We start from the raw sequence: 16900 nt of genomic DNA, 5'->3' as shown, positions 1-16900 counted from the left end.
GTAGGTTGTTTCACAGGGCGAATTACTCTAAAACCCACAAATGGAGAATCGGCATTCCACCATTTACTTTTTGGAATTTGTGGGTCACGGCGGTTCCAGATTAGGTCAGATTTTAGGCGGTCGGCACTGCGTAATTCGTTTTCTTCGCTTTGGTAATTTCCACCTTTTACCGTACTTGGATAACGCTTTACTTTTACATTATACGGATTCGTTTTTCCTTCCGAAATGCGCTTGTAAAATTCCGCATCGTATTGGTCAATTGTCCATTCTGCCACATTTCCCAACATATCGTACAAGCCCCAAGCATTTGGTTTTTTCTCCGCCACGTGATGATATTTTTCTTCTGAATTAGTCTTAAACCATGCGTAATTATTTAATTCAACGGGGTTTTCGCCAAAAAAGAATCTGCTTTTACTGCCTGCTCTACAAGCGTATTCCCATTCTGCTTCGGTGGGTAATCGGTAGAAAAAACCCGTTTTATAATACAACCATTTGCAGTACATCAAAGCGGCGTATTGTTGCATGGAATTGGCAGGAAATCCGCCTACTTTTCCCATGCCCAACGTAAAATCTATGTACGGTGGACTCGGTCGAGTGATGGCATCGGGTTTGGGTTCGGGATCACGTTCTTCTTCAAAAAATAATTGGTATTCATCGTAAGTCACTTCGGTTGATTCCATCCAAAAGGCTTCCATTTTTACTTTTACTTGCGGACTTTCATCGGCTTCATGACCTTTTTCGGTTTCGGGACTTCCCAACGTAAACTCTCCCGCAGGAATGGGCATCATTTTAAACTTTACGGTTGTGTTAGGAATAACTTGTTCGTAAACCTTAAAATCCTGTGAAATAGCGATTTGATTGATAAAAAGGGAAAAGAGGAAAAATGTTTTTTTCATGGTGTTGGTGAAAATTTAAGAATTCAAAAGTACAAAAAGATTAATTACAATTTACGATTAATTCGATTTACGATTGTGGTTTTGAATCGTAAATCGAGCTAATCGTAATTATGAGAACAGAATAATTAACTGATTCATTTTTTCTCTAAATTCCCCTCAAATCCTTCCGATTGCCACATTTTCAATTTTCCTTTCTGCACTTCTGCCATCAATAATTCACAATTTGGCATGGATTTTATCAAACGAAGAGCTCTTTTTACAGATAACACACTGCACGCCGTTGCGAGCCAATCAGCGGTTGCACCATTAGGGGCAATTACGGTTACATTGCGTTGGTGCGTTAAGCCCAATCCCGTCTGCGGATTGACAATATGCGAGTATTTTTTGCCGTTAATTTCCACATATTGATACATATTTCCAGAAGTAGCAACGGCTTGGTTTTGTAGTATTAAATATCGCTCCATCAATTCTTCGGAATCGGGAATATTAACGCCAATTCGCCAGTTTATACCAGTCATTGCCAAATCTCCGCCCGCATCCACCAAAACTTTTTCAATGCCTTTATTTTTGCAATAATCAACAATCACTTGAGCCACATAACCTTTGGCAATTCCGCCTAAATCTAATTGCGTATTGGCGCTAAGAAGTTTAACCGAATGAGTTATTGAATCTAAAATAATATATTGATAACCAACACTTTTAAGCATATTTTTCAAAATATTTCCCTCTGGCAAAACCTTCTCTTTCCGTACTTTTCGCCATAATTTCACGATGCTTCCAACGGTAATATCATACGCACCTTCACTTTGTTTTGATGCCTTTATGGACAAATTCAAAATATCCCACAATGCGGGTGAAACTTTCGTAAAGGTATTAGTGCCAGATTTTTTGCTTAATAGATTTAATTCGCTGTTTTCCAGATAATCACTGTAAATTAAATTCAAAGAATCAGCAATTTTGTAGGCTTCTGTGGCGATTTGGTTGACTTTTATGGAATCATCGGTGTATAAAGTGATGTTCAAAGGCGAACCCATTTTTGGTTGAGAGAAGGTGTATTTTTTTGATTGAGAGAGACAAAAATTACCTAAAACTAAAAAGTAAGATAGAATTATTACACGCATATTATCAGAATTTCACAAGGTTTTAATAACAATTATGGACAAAATCTTTTAAAAGTACAAATTTCATAGTAACTTTGACTTGCAAATAACAATATCAACGATATTTGCCATGTTAGACTCATCAAAGTTCCTTTTTGAAGCCCTCACGTATGACGATGTGCTTCTACTACCTGCTTATTCAGAAGTCCTTCCACGTGAAGTTACGACCACTACCAGACTTACCAAAAACATTACGCTCAACATTCCGATTCTTTCCGCTGCGATGGATACTGTTACGGAAGCTGAATTGGCTATTGCGATGGCTCAAAATGGTGGAATCGGCATTATTCACAAAAATATGACCATTGCCCAACAAGCAGAACAGGTCAGAAAAGTGAAGCGTTCGGAGTCTGGAATGATTATAGACCCCATTACTTTAACGGAAGATAAAAATATTGGAGACGCTCAAAAAATTATGCGAGAATCCAAAATTGGCGGTATTCCTATCATCAATAATACTGGAAAATTAGTGGGTATTTTAACCAATCGTGATTTACGTTTTCAACGAGATATGTCTCGTCCAGTAACAGAAGTAATGACAACTGAGAAAATGATTACTGCCAAAAAAGGAACATCCTTGGATGATGCAGAAGTTATTTTACAGGAATATAAGATTGAAAAATTGCCCATCGTTGATGAAGAATATAAACTCATCGGATTGGTAACTTATAAAGATATTATCAAGCGTAAAAGTCATCCAAATGCTTGCAAAGACCCATTAGGACGCTTGCGTGTAGGTGCGGCAGTTGGCGTAACGCCCGATTTACTCGACCGTGTGGCAGCACTCGTAAATGTAGGCGTAGATGTGGTCAGTATTGATACTGCTCACGGACATTCAAAAGGGGTAATTGAAGCCTTGAAATCAGTAAAAAAGGCCTATCCAAACCTTGAAGTAATATGTGGAAATGTGGCCACGGGTGCGGGTGCAAGAGCCTTGGCTGAAGCTGGAGCCGATGCCATTAAAGTAGGTGTTGGGCCAGGCAGTATTTGTACAACTCGTATTATTGCGGGCGTTGGAATGCCCCAATTATCAGCCGTTTATGAAGCTGCCAAAGCGGTAAAAGACTTAGATGTTCCAATTATTGCGGATGGTGGTATTCGTTTTTCCGGTGATATCGTGAAAGCAATTGCGGGCGGTGCAAGTTCTATCATGGTTGGTTCGATGTTAGCAGGAACCGACGAAGCTCCAGGTGAAGTTGTATTATTTGAAGGACGTAAATTCAAGTCATATCGTGGTATGGGTTCAGTTGAAGCAATGGAAGATGGTTCAAAAGACCGTTATTTCCAAGATGCTGAAGATGATATTAAGAAATTAGTACCCGAAGGAATCGTTGGACGAGTACCATTCAAAGGTTCGGTTACGGAAATTATTTACCAAATGGTAGGTGGTTTGAAAGCAGGAATGGGCTATTGTGGAGCGGGTTCGATTGATGCGTTGAAAGAAGCTCAATTCGTAAAAATTACCTCAGCTGGAGTAAAAGAAAGCCATCCACACGATATTTCTATTTCTAAGGAAGCACCAAATTATAGCTCTAAATAGATTTTGGGGATTAGGGATTGGGTAATTAGGGATTAGTAAAACATTTTCGATTTTGGTAACTTAAAATTGAGAATGGACTTTCAACCCCCTAAGCTAATTACCTAATCCCCAATTACCCAATCCCTAAAACAATGGCAAAGGATAAAATAGAAAAAAACGTAGAAATCAAGAATCGGAGGGCATCTTTCGAATATGCTTTCTTGGAAAAATATACGGCAGGAATTATGCTGATGGGAACGGAAATTAAGTCTATTCGTCAAGGAAAAATCAACTTGACGGATGCTTATTGCTTGTTTCTGGGGGAAGGATTGTATATCCGCCAAATGAATATTTCTAAATATAATGAAGGAACACATTACAACCATGACCCTTTGCAAGATAGAAAATTATTATTAACCAAACGTGAATTACGCAAACTCCAAAATAGTTTGAAGGACGTGGGTCTAACAATAATTCCTACTCGTATGTATATTTCTGACCGAGGTTTTGCCAAGGTAGAAATCGCTTTAGCAAAAGGCAAAAAACTCTACGATAAACGGGATTCTATCAAAGAAAAAGATGTGAAACGAAGTATGGAAAGGGAATAAAGTATTAGACCACGGATTCTACAGATTTACACAGATTATAATTAAAAAATCCGTGTAAATCTGTAGAATCCGTGGTCTAACTTTATTCTGCATAGCAAAAAGTATTTTAAAAATCTTCATCCAAAGAGAACGACATTGATTCTTTCTCTGACATCACACCTGATTTTTGGTATTCTGCCACCCGTTTCTCGAAGAAATTAGTTTTACCTTGCAACGAAATCATTTCCATAAAATCGAAAGGATTTTGAGCATTAAATTGCTTTTCTAAACCCAAAGCTACCAACAAACGGTCGGCAACAAATTCGATGTATTCACACATCAACTCCGCATTCATTCCGATTAAAGAAACAGGCAAAGCATCCGTTACAAATTCTTTTTCGATAGAAACTGCGTCCAAGATGATGGTATAAATATCTTCTGGATTTAATTGATTTTTGATATGGTCGGTATACAAAAGACAAGCAAAATCGCAGTGCAAGCCTTCGTCTCTCGAAATCAATTCATTTGAAAATGCAAGTCCTGGCATCAAACCACGTTTTTTCAACCAGAAAATTGAACAGAAAGAACCTGAAAAGAATATACCTTCAACAGCGGCAAAAGCAATTAAACGCTCCGCAAAATTACCGTCATTAATCCAACGCAAAGCCCAATCTGCTTTCTTTTTCACACACGGAATCGTATCAACCGCACGCAACATTTTATCTTTTTCGGTTGGATTTTTGATGTACGTATCAATCAGTAACGAATAGGTTTCTGAGTGAATATTTTCCATCATAATCTGAAAGCCGTAGAAACATTTTGCTTCGGCATATTGTACTTCTGAAAGAAAATTAACCGCTAAATTTTCATTTACGATACCATCAGAAGCAGCAAAAAAGGCTAATACGTGCGAAATAAAGTGTCTTTCACCATCATTCAAACGATTTTCCCAGTCGTTAGTATCTTGCGAAAGGTCGATTTCCTCGGCTGTCCAAAATGAAGCTTCGGCTTTTTTATAAAATTGCCAAATGTCATTGTGCTTAATCGGAAACAGCACGAAGCGATTTGGGTCTTCGACTAAAAGGGGTTCTACTTGTTGTTGAATATTACTCATTTTTCGGAAGGATTATAGTTCTGAACTGATATTGGGTTGAAAAAAGCAAGGCTTTTGTAATAGACATACGATTTTAGAAAATCGTGATACATATTGGCGATTATCAGAAAAAACTAATGATTTTAAATTATAGTTACTTTAAATATGGAAACAAAATTACAAATTTGATAACAAATCTGCCTTTATTAGAACGTGATTAATTTGGATATTTGATAAAAACTTGATTTTCCTGACGAATGAATCTTAATGGAAAATTATTTTATCAGTACTATTTAGTGGAGTGTTATGATTTACAAAATATCTTACAAAATAGTGAAGTAAATTGTTTTATGTTTTTGAAGATTTATTCTCAAATTTAGAAATCTATTTGGGTAATAACTAATGAAACTTGTGTATTCTTGATAGATTAACAAAATAAAATACTTAAATTCAACTTTACATTCAAGAACAAGATTTTTCTCAATAAATTAAACAAAATGACACAGGATTTTACGGGTAAAGTTGCCATGGTTACGGGAGCAGCATCGGGTTTGGGTAGGGCAACAGCGCTGTTATTTGCAGCACGTGGAGCAAAAATAGTGGTTTCGGATGTGGCCGTGGAAGGTGGACTTGAAACCGTAAAAATGATTCAAGACAAGGGCGGAGAAGCTACTTTTATTGAATGTAATGTGGTCAACGAAGAATCCGTTAATAACCTGATTTTCAAGACAGTAGAAACTTATGGGCGATTGGATTGTGGAATAAATAATGCTGGAATTGGCGGTATGTGGACGAGTACAAATAAATATCCAACCGATAATTTTGAGAAAGTAATGGCGGTCAATACCACGGGCGTATTTATGTGTATGCGAGCGGAATTGAATGTAATGTTACAACAAGGCTCGGGCGCAATTGTCAATGTTTCATCCATTGCTGGCTTGTCTGGCTTTCCCAAAAATATTGCTTACGCTGCCAGCAAACACGCCGTGGTGGGCATGACAAAATCGGCGGGTTTAGAGTATGCAAAAAAGAACATTCGAGTAAACGCTGCTTGTCCAGTGTTCACCATTACGCCTCTGGTTACTGATATGTTTGATGTAATTGGCGAGGATATGAAGGATAAATTAGAAGCCTCAATTCCGATGAAACGCTTTGGCCAACCCGAAGAAATTGCCGAAGCAATCGTTTGGTTATGCTCAGATGCCGCCTCATTTATTACGGGTCACGCCTTACCAATTGATGGTGGAATCATGGCAGGATAAATTTGCTTCTTTCGAGGTAATGATTAGACCACGGATTTTACGGATAAAACAGATTTACACGGATTTTTTAAAATTTATCTGTGTAAATCTGTAACATCCGTAAAATCCTTGGTCTAATGTTTTAGCGTAATTTCGCTTACTTCTGGGTATTTTAGTAGTTTTGAGAAATCGGTTTTCCAGAAATCTAAATCCAATAATTGCCCTTCAGTATCGTGCGTAAGCGTAATCATCACGAGCGTGTTGTCGGTATCAACATATTCTACTTGTATCAAATCTCCTGCATAGGCATCTGGGTCGTTATTCAAACTGATGCTTCCCATTTTCCCATCTTCATATTCAAAAACATCTTCATCGATGGGATAATCACTTACGCTTAGGTTGAGGTTTTCTAATAAAAAGACAATTAACTCCTTTTCGTTTTCTCTTATTTTTCTGGTTTGACTCATTTTGTGTTACTTTTTGTAATTTTGTAAATATACTATCAAAAACTCACAGCTTGTAGCGCAATGCTCACAGCTTTTTAATAAATGAATTACTTAGAAGGATTAAATCAACCGCAACAAGAGGCGGTACAACATATCAACGGGCCACTGATGATTATTGCTGGGGCGGGTTCGGGCAAAACACGTGTGCTAACCTATCGCACGGCATATCTTATCGAAAAAGGCATTGACCCATTCCAAATTTTATTGCTAACTTTTACCAATAAAGCTGCGGGAGAAATGCGTCAACGGGTTGAGAAAATTATTGGAAATGATGCCAAAAATCTCTGGATGGGAACTTTTCACTCCGTTTTTGCCAAAATACTTCGTTTCGATGGAAAACATTTGGGTTATACTTCCGACTTCTCCATTTATGATACCGACGATTCAAAATCTCTCATCCGAAGCATTGTTAAAGAGCGTGGTTTGGACGATAAAGTTTATAAAGCTAACGTGGTTTTTAACCGTATTTCGGGCGCAAAAAACCGTTTAATTGGCCCCGATGAATACGTAAATAATCCAATAATTTCAGCGGATGATACGGCGGCAAAATTGCCAGAAATGGGTAAACTCTACAAGATTTATGCCCTCCGTTGCTTCCAAGCCAATGCGATGGATTTTGATGATTTGTTGTTCAATACCAACATTCTTTTTCGTGACCATCCTGCGGTTTTGGATAAATATCAACGCAAGTTTAAGTACGTTATGGTGGATGAGTTTCAGGATACAAACGTCTCTCAGTACCTGATTGTCAAGAAGTTATCCGATATTTCGCAGAATCTTTGTGTCGTGGGCGATGATGCACAATCTATCTACGCATTCCGTGGAGCAAGCATTGATAATATTTTGAATTTAGGAAAAGACTATCCAACGATGACCACCATTAAGTTGGAGCAAAATTATCGTTCTACACAAAATATTGTGGAAGCGGCCAACTCAATTATTGCCAAGAATAAGAACCAATTACAGAAAACTGTTTTTACGGAAAATGAAGAAGGTTCGTTGATTGAATTAATAAAAGCAAGTTCGGATAATGAGGAAGGAAGACTGATTTCGACGCATATTTTTGAGTCAAAAATGGCTCATGGACTTCGGAATACAGATTTTGCAATACTTTACCGTACCAATGCTCAGTCCAGAACTTTTGAGGAATCGTTACGAAAACTGAACATTAAATACCGAATAATTGGCGGAACATCTTTCTACCAACGTCGTGAGATTAAGGATTTATTGGCGTATTTTAGATATACCATCAATCAAAATGACGAAGAGGCTTTTAAACGCATTATCAACCTCCCAAAACGAGGAATTGGCGACACGACCATCGCCAAAATTGCCATCACCGCTAACGAACAACAGATTTCGATTTGGGAAGTAATTTCCAACATTAAACAGTACCAAACTGGAAGAATGTCTGAGGCAATTGATGGTTTTGCAGACTTGATTAAGTCGTTCAAAATCATGGTTGAATCGGGCAAAAAAGATGCGTATGAAGTGGCTTCGCACATTGCCAAATCGTCGGGTTTATTGAAAGAATTGCACGAAGACAAAACCGTTGAAGGGCTTTCGAGATACGAAAACGTGCAAGGATTATTGAACTCCATCAAGGAATTTGTGGATAATCCAGATGAAGGTGTAGAGGACAAAAACCTCAATACTTTCCTGCAATCGGTATCTTTGATGACAACCGCCGACCAAGACGACCCCGATGGCGACAACGACCGAGTAACGATGATGACTATTCATGGGGCAAAGGGTTTGGAGTTTAATCATGTGTATGTAGTGGGGATGGAAGAAGACCTTTTTCCAAGTCAAATGATGCTTCAAAGTCGGGCAGATTTGGAAGAAGAACGTCGTCTTTTTTACGTAGCAGTAACCCGTGCGGAGAAGAAATTAGTGATGTCTTATGCCGAGACAAGATACCAATGGGGACGCTTGAAACCCTGCGAACCGAGCCGTTTTTTGGATGAAATCGACCCTAAATATTTGCAATTTGCCAAAAATATTCGCCGTGCCGTGGAAGAAACGCATCGTTTACCGCAAGGTTTTGTGAGAATGTCGAGTAAAGAGCAAAAAATGCCTGATTTTGGCACGAGTGACAAAGCAACGCCAACGAATATTTTGATTCAACGACCATCCGTAACACGCCCAGCGGTGATTGGAAATACGTACAAACCTTCTACCGATTTTACGCCAAGTGATACTAAAAATTTAGCCGAAAATGATAGCGTTGAACACCTGAAATTTGGTTTTGGGAAAGTTAAAAAGATTGATGTAAACGGTACCGACCGCAAAGCAACCATTCAGTTTGAAGGGACGATTGGGGAGAAGACGTTGTTGTTGAGTTTTGCTAAGTTGAGGATATTATAATGGATAAAAAAATGAAAATAACCATAACCCTAATAACCCTAAATTCGGAAAAGACCCTTAAACCAGTTTTAGAAGCAGTTTCTTGGGCGGATGAAATCGTTTTGGTGGATTCTGGAAGTACGGATGGGACTTTAGAAATCGCTCGACAATTCAAGGCTAAAATCGTATTTCGGGCTTTTGATGGGTATGGTTCTCAGAAGAATTTTGCCACTGAACAAGCCTCTAATGATTGGATTTTGTCTTTGGATGATGATGAAATTTTAACGCCTGAATTACAACAGGAAATTCAAAATTTAGACCTTTCAATAACTGATTACCATGGTTTTAAGATTCCTCGCTCGCTAATATTTTTAGGGAAATTATTGCGATTTAGCGGTGAATATAAACGTTTGACGTTAAGACTTTTTAATCGAAAATACAGTAATTGGAATGCTGAATACGTGCATGAAAGTGTGGAAGTGAATGGCAAAATAGGGACTTTAAAACAGCAAATTCTCCACGATAGCTACCGTGATTTGACTGATTATTTCAATAAATTCAATAAATATACTTCGTTCGGGGCAAAGACTTTGGCAGAACGTGGAAAGACGGCTTCAACCTTCAAAACAATCTCTCGATTTCCTACCACTTTCTTGAAAATTTATTTGCTAAAAGGCTCTTGCTTAGATGGTTACGCTGGCTTTATGTGGGCATTATTGACGGCAATGACTCCTGTGGTGAAGTATGCGAAGTTGAGGGAAATGAATACACAGAAATAATTCCTTAAAGTAACCAAGAATTAATCGCAGTAAACTGATTTTCAGGACTTTGTAAGGCTAAAATCAAGTTTTCTAATCGTGCCAACAATTTATCATTATCTACTCTTTTCACGTATGTTGGTAATTGATAAGGACTCAAATCGCAGAACTCCCACGGGTGGAAATATAAACTCAAATAGCCGTCCTTTTTCAAACATCTTTTTGCCGCAAATTGAAAATACCATTCGGGATAATTTTTAAAGCCTAACCAAAATAATGGAATTCTTCCGAAGGGGGTAACGGACGTTGGTAAAATGGTAGTTTCTGGTAATTTATAAACGGTGCGAGGTTTATCTAAATGATTGTATCGCCCTGGCAAAAAAGTGGGATTCATGGACGAATCGTACTGATAACCAGCACTTTGCAATGCTGAATAACTTACGGGTTGCAATCTGGGCATCCGAAAACCAAGCACTTTTTGTCCACTAATTTCCATCAATTTCTCTCTGGATTTCAACAAATCACCGACTTCAAAATTTGAATGATAATAGCCGTGCGAAGCAATTTCATGTCCTTCCGCAACAATTCTTTTGATTTGTTCTACATTATTTTCGGCGTAACAAGCAGTACAAAAGATGGTGGTTTTTACGTGATATTTTCTGAATAAAGCCAACACTTTTTCCATGCCTTCGTAAGACATTCGCATTTTGGTTTGGAAATCGACCGTTTGCCCAAATTCTTCGGGTATATCAAATTCTTCTAAATCGAAGGTTAAAAATATATTGTTCATGTGTTAAAAATGTTGGCACGCAGATAACGCAGATGCTTCGCAACGCAGATTTTCGCAGATTTTCACAAAAAAAGTAAAACATTTCTAAAATTAAAAGCCTTATTTTTATCTGCGTAAATCTGCGTTGCCGAAGGCATCTGCGTCATCTGCGTTCCATAATTTATTTACTCGAAGAAGCGAATTTTTAGTAATCTCATAATATTCCCGAACTCTTTTTTGATTACTTTCAAGCCCATTTGTGAAAGAATTACGCCTTCACGCAAAGTAAGTGGAACGGTTGAAATTACTAAATCATTTTGCTTACAAGCCCTCAGAATAAACTCAGTATCAAACAGATAACGATTTATGATGGTTTTTAAAAATACTACTCTCCCCTTCTGATTAAACCCTTTTAGTCCACCTTGCGTATCGGGAAATGGCAAATTTAAAAACAGCGTATTAAAAACGTGTGAACCCGATGATAAAATCTTGCGATAACGTCTCAAATGATTGGAATATGAAAACTGTCTTTCCCCCAAAACGATGTCTTTTCCTAACAATAATTTATCAATCATGGCCTGCATACACGATAATTCAAACGGAAAATCAACATCTGTATAAACCACAAAATCATGGGTTGCGAGTTTAATCCCTTCCCTTAGTGCGTAACCTTTTCCTTGATTTTCATCGTAAGTAATATATTGAAAATCAGGCAATTGCTCTTTGAGATACGTGATATTTTCCGCTAAAATATTTCTTACTGACCCGTCATTTATCAAGGTAACGTAGAAAGTCAATTCGGGAAATAAAGATTCCAAAACCATGATATTTTTCTTAATATCAACGTGCCAAGTTTGCTCCTCAGGATTATAACACGGCAACACGATGTCAATGGTTTTGTTCATGGAGTGAGTGGTTGATATTTTTGCGTGAAAACTAAATATTGTAAGTGCAACCACACCAATAACACTGGCAAGGCTTTCAAATTGTATGGAATTACGTAATTATTACGAATAAATTTCGGAAATAAATCCGTTGGCGACAAAATCGTGAGGACAAATACAAAAATGATTAATCCTTCTGTGAGCCTATTTTTTGGACTAATTAAATACCAAAAAGCAACGCCCACCACCGAAATAATGTGTGTGTTAGATTCAGCCGCATGATTGAATAAAATTACCCACATCATGATATAAGACATCACCGACAACCGTAAGGTAAGTGACTGATTTTTAACGAGAAAGAAACAAAAAGCAACAAAAATTCCTAAGCAAATCAAGCCAAATAATTGGATATAAATAACAGGAATTGAAGTGGTAATTAAAGTGCAAATCAAGCCAATGACCGACACGCCGTAATTCACTTTATGGTCTTCTTCCAAAAGCGTTAGCCATTCTTGGTAAAGTCTTGGCAATTGGTCGAAACCGACCACAAAAGCGGGTAAAATCGCTAAAAACCCAAAAAATAGGATATAGACGAATACATTTTTGAAGAAATCTTTGCGATAAAAAGGCAATAAAACGGCTGAAATTCCGCCGTAACCTTTAATAAAAAATCCTAATGAGGAAACAAATCCCGTTGAAATTGTTTTGCCATTTTCTAAATTTACAAAAGTCCACACAATCAAGGCGGCAATCAAAGGATTGGTCTGTAAATTGTGCAAAGCAGTCATTAATTCCACAAAAATGAACCACCAAACGAAGGTTTTTTGTTTGTAAGAAATGGGTAAAGCTTTGATGGCGTAAAAGACAACTAAGGCTGAAAATACGTTCCATACACACATTCCTGCCCACATCGGTATCCATGAGAAAGGGGCAAAAAGTACGGCGAAAGTGGGGTGATAAAGGAATAAATCAAAATACTCTTTGGGATATTCCAAATGCAGATTTTGACGATTCAGCAGATGAGCGGTTGAAGCCCTGAAAATTTTGTAATTATTAAAACTTTCGTGCAAATAATGCTGTAAGGCAATGGCAAAACCTGCCAAAATATACACACCCAAGATTACTTTTTCACGAGAAAAAAATAGCTTTGTCTTCTGCCAAAATGAATTCATATCTAATTAAGGAGTTTAAAAACATAAAATTACGGCTTATCTTTTGATTGACGATAAATTAACTCAAAGTCTGTACCGTATTTTTCATTAAATTTGCGCTCTTTATTAATCGTTACATAGAAAACAACTCTTGAAAACATATATTCGCATACTCAAATACGCTGATTCAATCAAGCAATTTGCTTTTCCGTATTTCATCCTTTCATTACTCGCCAGTTTGTTCGGAATTCTGAACTTTACGCTCCTTGCACCACTGTTGGATATTATCTTCAAAGACTTGAAACCCGCTGATTTACAAGAATATAGCGAACAAATGTCTTTTTCATTTAGCATCAATTATTTCAAATATACTTTCTATCATTACTTTTATCAGGTCATTAGTCTTTATGGCAGATTGGGAGCTTTGAAATTTGCCTGTGGCGCTATCGTTGTGTCCGTAATTTTGGCAAATATTTTCAGATATTTATCCCAAAGAATTCTTAAAACCGTTGAAGCTCAGACGATTGCCTCTTTACGTCAGGCAGTTTTTGAGAAAACGATGAAGCTCCATTTTGGTTTTTTTAATAACGAACGAAAAGGAAATTTGATGGCGCATCTCACGACGGATGTGCAGGAAGTTGAAAATTCTATCGGACGAGCATTTACGGCCGCTATCAAAGAAGTTTTTACCTTGGTGATGTATTTTATCACGCTGTTTAATATGTCGGTAAAATTGACGCTATTTTCACTCATTATTTTACCCCTTTCCAGCGGAATTATTGCCTTGATTAGTCGTAAACTTCGCCGTGCTGCCCGTGATGTACAAGCCATGCAAAGTTCGATGGTGAGTACATTGGATGAAGTTTTTGGGGGCATGAGAATCGTGAAAGGATTTAATGCTGAGAAGGTCGTTTCCGAAAAATTTAGAAAAGAAAATTACAGTTATAAAGCGGCCGTTTTACGCATGGTTTATCGCCAAGAAATGACCTCTCCGCTTTCTGAAGCCATGGGTGTTTCCGTTGTAGCGGGGATTTTGTTGTACGGTGGTTCGTTGGTCATTGCGGGCGATAATAGTTTGACTGCTTCCAGTTTTATTGCTTTTATCATCTTATTTTCGCAGGTAATGCGACCCGCAAAATCCATTTCTGATGCTTTCAGTACGGTGCAAAGAGGCATTGCTTCATCCGAACGTATTTTGAAATTAATTGATACCGTTCCTGCCATTCAAGATGCTCCCGATGCCATTGAAATTCAAGACTTCAACCAAGAAATTGAGTTCAGAAATGTGAGTTTTTCGTATGAAACGGGCAGGAAGGTTTTAGATAATATTTCGTTCAAAATACAGAAAGGCAAAACCATTGCCTTGGTAGGAACCTCGGGCGGTGGAAAATCTACCATTGCTGACTTGGTTCCAAGGTTTTATGACCCTTCGGAAGGACAAATTTTGGTGGATGGTGTGGACATAAAATACCTAAAAATTCAGGCATTAACCAAACAAATTGGCATCGTTACGCAGGAGTCGATTTTATTTAATGATACCGTTTTCAACAACATCACTTTTGGCTCACAAGCTACTGAAAACCAAGTAATTGAAGCAGCAAAAGTCGCCAATGCGCACACTTTTGTAAGTCAATTGCAGGAGGGTTATGAAACTTTAATTGGCGACCGTGGCGGACGACTTTCGGGTGGACAACGCCAACGTTTAAGCATTGCCCGTGCGGTATTGAAAAATCCCCCAATTTTGATTTTGGATGAAGCCACTTCTGCCTTGGATACGGAGTCAGAAAAGTTGGTTCAAGAAGCCCTGACGCACCTGATGCAAAACCGTACAACCTTAGTAATTGCCCACCGGTTAAGCACAATTCAACACGCTGACGAGATTTTGGTCATCAATAAGGGAAAAATTGTGGAGCGAGGAACACACGACGAATTATTGCAAAATGAAAATGGATTTTATCGAAAATTGAATAGTATGCAGGAGTAAATTATTCGGCAAAAATATCTTCTACCGATAATTCCACCTTAGTACTTTCATCTATTACTATTTCATTTCTTTGAAAAATCTGTTGTTTTCCATCAGGAGTCAATACATGAACGGTTTTTAGTACAGGAATAATTATCCAACAAGATTTTACGCCCGAAGGGAAATAAATATCGTAAACTTTATCAGTTATATCATTAAACGCTTGTTTGGGAGAGAGGATTTCAATTGCTGTTAGTGGAGTTTCAAAAGTTCTAATGACATCATGAATCCAGTCTATCTTTATGGAATTACAAATTGAAATATCAGGTTTTACACGTCCATACGAAAGCTCGAATTCAAGTTCTGGCATAATGCTGTACTGTTTTCGATATTTTGCTAAAGCGATAATAAGATTACAAGATAGCTGAGAGTGGTTAATTGACATAATATCTTCTGACTGAAAGTCTTCTATTTCTAAAACGGTTGCTTCCATAATAATTTTATTGTTTTACCAAATATACTTTAACTTGCTGAATTTACGGCTTCTCACACAAAGTTATTTTGTAAAATTTATGCTTATATAACCTTAACTCAAAATTGCAACAATCACTATTTAATTAACCGATAATTACGATATTCCCCTATCCGCCAACCCGTTAGCTTTTCAACCCAGTTTCTGAATCGGGTTTTTAAGGAAGTCTTTTTTTCTTTGATGTTAAAATTAAATTGCCAATTCACACGGGCAATACGGGCTTGCATGACTGCGGGATGCGTGCCCTTGAAATTTGTCAAAGAATCAATTTCTGAATAATCAAAATTGTCTAATTGCGGTTTTAAGGCATCCACTTTCTCTTCATTTGCCCAAAATTTAATGGAACTTTTCATCTTCTCTCGTTGAATTTCGGGCGGTTTCACCCAACCGTAATGATAAATGTACGCATCAATCATTTTTACGCTAAGTTTCTGATTATCAGTCGTTCGGAATCCTTGGGCATCTTTATAGGAAGTTACTTTTCCAGTATTCCGAATCACCCGAATTTCTCTTCGATACCAACGATGAGCATCGGCTACGTACTGATACGTTCCGTAAAAGTGTTGATATTTGAAGAGTAAACCATCCACGTTCAAATCAAACAAATTATCTTGCATCGCTTGATGAATGGTGGATAAATATTGGTCGTGCACCACTTCATCGCCCTGCACATAAAAACACCAATCCGAATCGGGCGAAACAGCCGCCAATGCCTTATCCGTTTCCTCCGCCAAGACTTTTCCGCCTTCCCGCAAGGTATCATCCCAAACGGTTTCGATGATTTTGATTTTGGGAGAATCAATACTTTTTATCAATTCCAAGGTATCATCATCCGAATTTCCAACGGCAACAATCATTTCATCACAAATGGGCAAGATAGACGTAATTGCCTCCACAATAGGATAATCAAACTTTATGGCATTGCGGACAAAGGTAAATCCTGATATTTTCATGTTTATTTAATCTTAAAAATATAAAACGTCTCATTATGATTGTGCGATGGGTTCATCAAATACGCCAAATTATCCACAAAACTGGGTTCAATATCAATTTCGTGTTGCATCGTTGGGAAAACACTTTTTACTTCAATGAATCGTTTTTCTAAATCTGTATTTCCTACCAAAATGATGTAATTGGGCTTAATTTTCTTACCTGAATTCAGTTCTTTGGGCAATTCTGCCATTTTTTCGTGCGAATCCACCATGAAATAATCGTAGTGTTTTTGGAGATAAAATGGAGCTTCGGGTTGTGATGATTCATAATTTTGAATGAGAAAATTTTGTAAATCTCCCTTTTCACGTAAATAATTCATACTCTCGACCCGTGAGCGTTTTGTGTAGGTAACCGAAAGCAAAAACAGCAAAACAGTATTCAAAACCACGAACCAACTAATGGCAAATTTGGTAAAACCACGAAGCCAATTTTTGGCCGAATTTTGTTCATAAATATCCCTAAAACCGATGACTCCCAAGATGATAAACAAGGGCAAAAAGGG

15 protein-coding genes and 1 pseudogene are annotated in these 16900 nt (G+C 37.7%); 6 read left to right on the top strand and 10 right to left on the bottom strand.

Annotated features, from left to right (window positions below; all coding sequences use genetic code 11):
* Nucleotides 1-896: formylglycine-generating enzyme family protein (locus tag AC1W31_RS17825; protein WP_481735844.1), on the bottom strand; the 896-nt coding region annotated here is incomplete at its 3' end.
* Nucleotides 897-1030: 134 nt separating this feature from the next.
* A complete protein-coding gene (locus tag AC1W31_RS17820; RefSeq protein ID WP_481735843.1) occupies nucleotides 1031-1930 on the bottom strand; it encodes an FAD:protein FMN transferase in 900 nt (299 codons plus the stop codon).
* Nucleotides 1931-2126: 196 nt separating this feature from the next.
* Here AC1W31_RS17820 and guaB point away from each other — a divergent pair, with 196 nt between their 5' ends.
* Both guaB and smpB read left to right on the top strand, forming a co-directional pair.
* Nucleotides 2127-3596 (top strand): IMP dehydrogenase, encoded by a 1470-nt coding sequence (gene guaB / locus AC1W31_RS17815; protein ID WP_481735842.1) that lies wholly within the window; start codon nucleotides 2127-2129, stop codon nucleotides 3594-3596.
* A 131-nt stretch (nucleotides 3597-3727) separates the two neighbouring features.
* Nucleotides 3728-4183 (top strand): SsrA-binding protein SmpB, encoded by a 456-nt coding sequence (gene smpB / locus AC1W31_RS17810; protein WP_481735841.1) that lies wholly within the window; start codon nucleotides 3728-3730, stop codon nucleotides 4181-4183.
* 106 nt (nucleotides 4184-4289) lie between these two features.
* Here smpB and AC1W31_RS17805 read toward each other — a convergent pair whose 3' ends face one another.
* A complete protein-coding gene (locus AC1W31_RS17805) occupies nucleotides 4290-5276 on the bottom strand; it encodes a ribonucleoside-diphosphate reductase small subunit (protein WP_481735840.1) in 987 nt (328 codons plus the stop codon).
* Between the two features lie 476 nt (nucleotides 5277-5752).
* Between AC1W31_RS17805 and AC1W31_RS17800 the strand changes: the two genes are divergently transcribed.
* A complete protein-coding gene (locus AC1W31_RS17800) occupies nucleotides 5753-6517 on the top strand; it encodes a glucose 1-dehydrogenase (protein WP_481735839.1) in 765 nt (254 codons plus the stop codon).
* Between the two features lie 113 nt (nucleotides 6518-6630).
* Here the strand turns inward: AC1W31_RS17800 and AC1W31_RS17795 are convergent, their stop codons facing one another.
* Entirely contained in the window at nucleotides 6631-6963 is a 333-nt protein-coding gene (locus tag AC1W31_RS17795; protein WP_481735838.1) for a DUF6984 family protein, read from the bottom strand.
* Between the two features lie 81 nt (nucleotides 6964-7044).
* Here AC1W31_RS17795 and AC1W31_RS17790 point away from each other — a divergent pair, with 81 nt between their 5' ends.
* Both AC1W31_RS17790 and AC1W31_RS17785 read left to right on the top strand, forming a co-directional pair.
* Nucleotides 7045-9369 (top strand): ATP-dependent helicase, encoded by a 2325-nt coding sequence (locus AC1W31_RS17790; RefSeq protein ID WP_481735837.1) that lies wholly within the window; start codon nucleotides 7045-7047, stop codon nucleotides 9367-9369.
* A gap of 11 nt (nucleotides 9370-9380) precedes the next feature.
* Entirely contained in the window at nucleotides 9381-10127 is a 747-nt protein-coding gene (locus AC1W31_RS17785) for a glycosyltransferase family 2 protein (protein ID WP_481735836.1), read from the top strand.
* 4 nt (nucleotides 10128-10131) lie between these two features.
* Here the strand turns inward: AC1W31_RS17785 and AC1W31_RS17780 are convergent, their stop codons facing one another.
* The 3 genes from AC1W31_RS17780 to AC1W31_RS17770 all read right to left on the bottom strand — a co-directional run bounded on the left by AC1W31_RS17780 (nucleotide 10132) and on the right by AC1W31_RS17770 (nucleotide 12931).
* Entirely contained in the window at nucleotides 10132-10896 is a 765-nt protein-coding gene (locus tag AC1W31_RS17780) for a polysaccharide deacetylase family protein (protein ID WP_481735835.1), read from the bottom strand.
* Nucleotides 10897-11060: 164 nt separating this feature from the next.
* A complete protein-coding gene (locus AC1W31_RS17775) occupies nucleotides 11061-11780 on the bottom strand; it encodes a glycosyltransferase (protein WP_481735834.1) in 720 nt (239 codons plus the stop codon).
* A complete protein-coding gene (locus AC1W31_RS17770) occupies nucleotides 11777-12931 on the bottom strand; it encodes a glycosyltransferase family 87 protein (RefSeq protein WP_481735833.1) in 1155 nt (384 codons plus the stop codon). Before AC1W31_RS17770 ends, AC1W31_RS17775 begins: the two co-directional genes overlap by 4 nt.
* Nucleotides 12932-13061: 130 nt before the next feature.
* Between AC1W31_RS17770 and AC1W31_RS17765 the strand changes: the two genes are divergently transcribed.
* A complete protein-coding gene (locus tag AC1W31_RS17765) occupies nucleotides 13062-14894 on the top strand; it encodes an ABC transporter ATP-binding protein (protein ID WP_481735832.1) in 1833 nt (610 codons plus the stop codon).
* A gap of 1 nt (nucleotide 14895) precedes the next feature.
* Here AC1W31_RS17765 and AC1W31_RS17760 read toward each other — a convergent pair whose 3' ends face one another.
* From AC1W31_RS17760 to AC1W31_RS17750, 3 genes and pseudogenes are all read right to left on the bottom strand, one after another.
* Complete coding sequence (locus AC1W31_RS17760; RefSeq protein ID WP_481735831.1) at nucleotides 14896-15366, bottom strand: Uma2 family endonuclease; 471 nt, start codon at nucleotides 15364-15366, stop codon at nucleotides 14896-14898.
* Nucleotides 15367-15482: 116 nt separating this feature from the next.
* Entirely contained in the window at nucleotides 15483-16358 is an 876-nt protein-coding gene (locus AC1W31_RS17755) for a glycosyltransferase family protein (protein WP_481735830.1), read from the bottom strand.
* Nucleotides 16359-16360: 2 nt separating this feature from the next.
* A pseudogene (locus tag AC1W31_RS17750) lies at nucleotides 16361-16900 on the bottom strand (hypothetical protein); the annotation flags it as partial.

It is taken from the genome of Arcicella sp. (genome assembly GCF_964672035.1).
This window is presented reverse-complemented; position numbering and strand designations above follow the sequence as displayed.

What these genes read in the sequence shown, in the direction of transcription:
- AC1W31_RS17820 (WP_481735843.1), bottom strand. Translation starts at nt 1,930, where the DNA reads ATGGGTTCGCCTTTGAACATCACTTTATACACCGATGATTCCATAAAA.
- guaB (WP_481735842.1), top strand. Translation starts at nt 2,127, where the DNA reads ATGTTAGACTCATCAAAGTTCCTTTTTGAAGCCCTCACGTATGACGAT.
- smpB (WP_481735841.1), top strand. Translation starts at nt 3,728, where the DNA reads ATGGCAAAGGATAAAATAGAAAAAAACGTAGAAATCAAGAATCGGAGG.
- AC1W31_RS17805 (WP_481735840.1), bottom strand. Translation starts at nt 5,276, where the DNA reads ATGAGTAATATTCAACAACAAGTAGAACCCCTTTTAGTCGAAGACCCA.
- AC1W31_RS17800 (WP_481735839.1), top strand. Translation starts at nt 5,753, where the DNA reads ATGACACAGGATTTTACGGGTAAAGTTGCCATGGTTACGGGAGCAGCA.
- AC1W31_RS17795 (WP_481735838.1), bottom strand. Translation starts at nt 6,963, where the DNA reads ATGAGTCAAACCAGAAAAATAAGAGAAAACGAAAAGGAGTTAATTGTC.
- AC1W31_RS17790 (WP_481735837.1), top strand. Translation starts at nt 7,045, where the DNA reads ATGAATTACTTAGAAGGATTAAATCAACCGCAACAAGAGGCGGTACAA.
- AC1W31_RS17785 (WP_481735836.1), top strand. Translation starts at nt 9,381, where the DNA reads ATGAAAATAACCATAACCCTAATAACCCTAAATTCGGAAAAGACCCTT.
- AC1W31_RS17780 (WP_481735835.1), bottom strand. Translation starts at nt 10,896, where the DNA reads ATGAACAATATATTTTTAACCTTCGATTTAGAAGAATTTGATATACCC.
- AC1W31_RS17775 (WP_481735834.1), bottom strand. Translation starts at nt 11,780, where the DNA reads ATGAACAAAACCATTGACATCGTGTTGCCGTGTTATAATCCTGAGGAG.
- AC1W31_RS17770 (WP_481735833.1), bottom strand. Translation starts at nt 12,931, where the DNA reads ATGAATTCATTTTGGCAGAAGACAAAGCTATTTTTTTCTCGTGAAAAA.
- AC1W31_RS17760 (WP_481735831.1), bottom strand. Translation starts at nt 15,366, where the DNA reads ATGGAAGCAACCGTTTTAGAAATAGAAGACTTTCAGTCAGAAGATATT.
- AC1W31_RS17755 (WP_481735830.1), bottom strand. Translation starts at nt 16,358, where the DNA reads ATGAAAATATCAGGATTTACCTTTGTCCGCAATGCCATAAAGTTTGAT.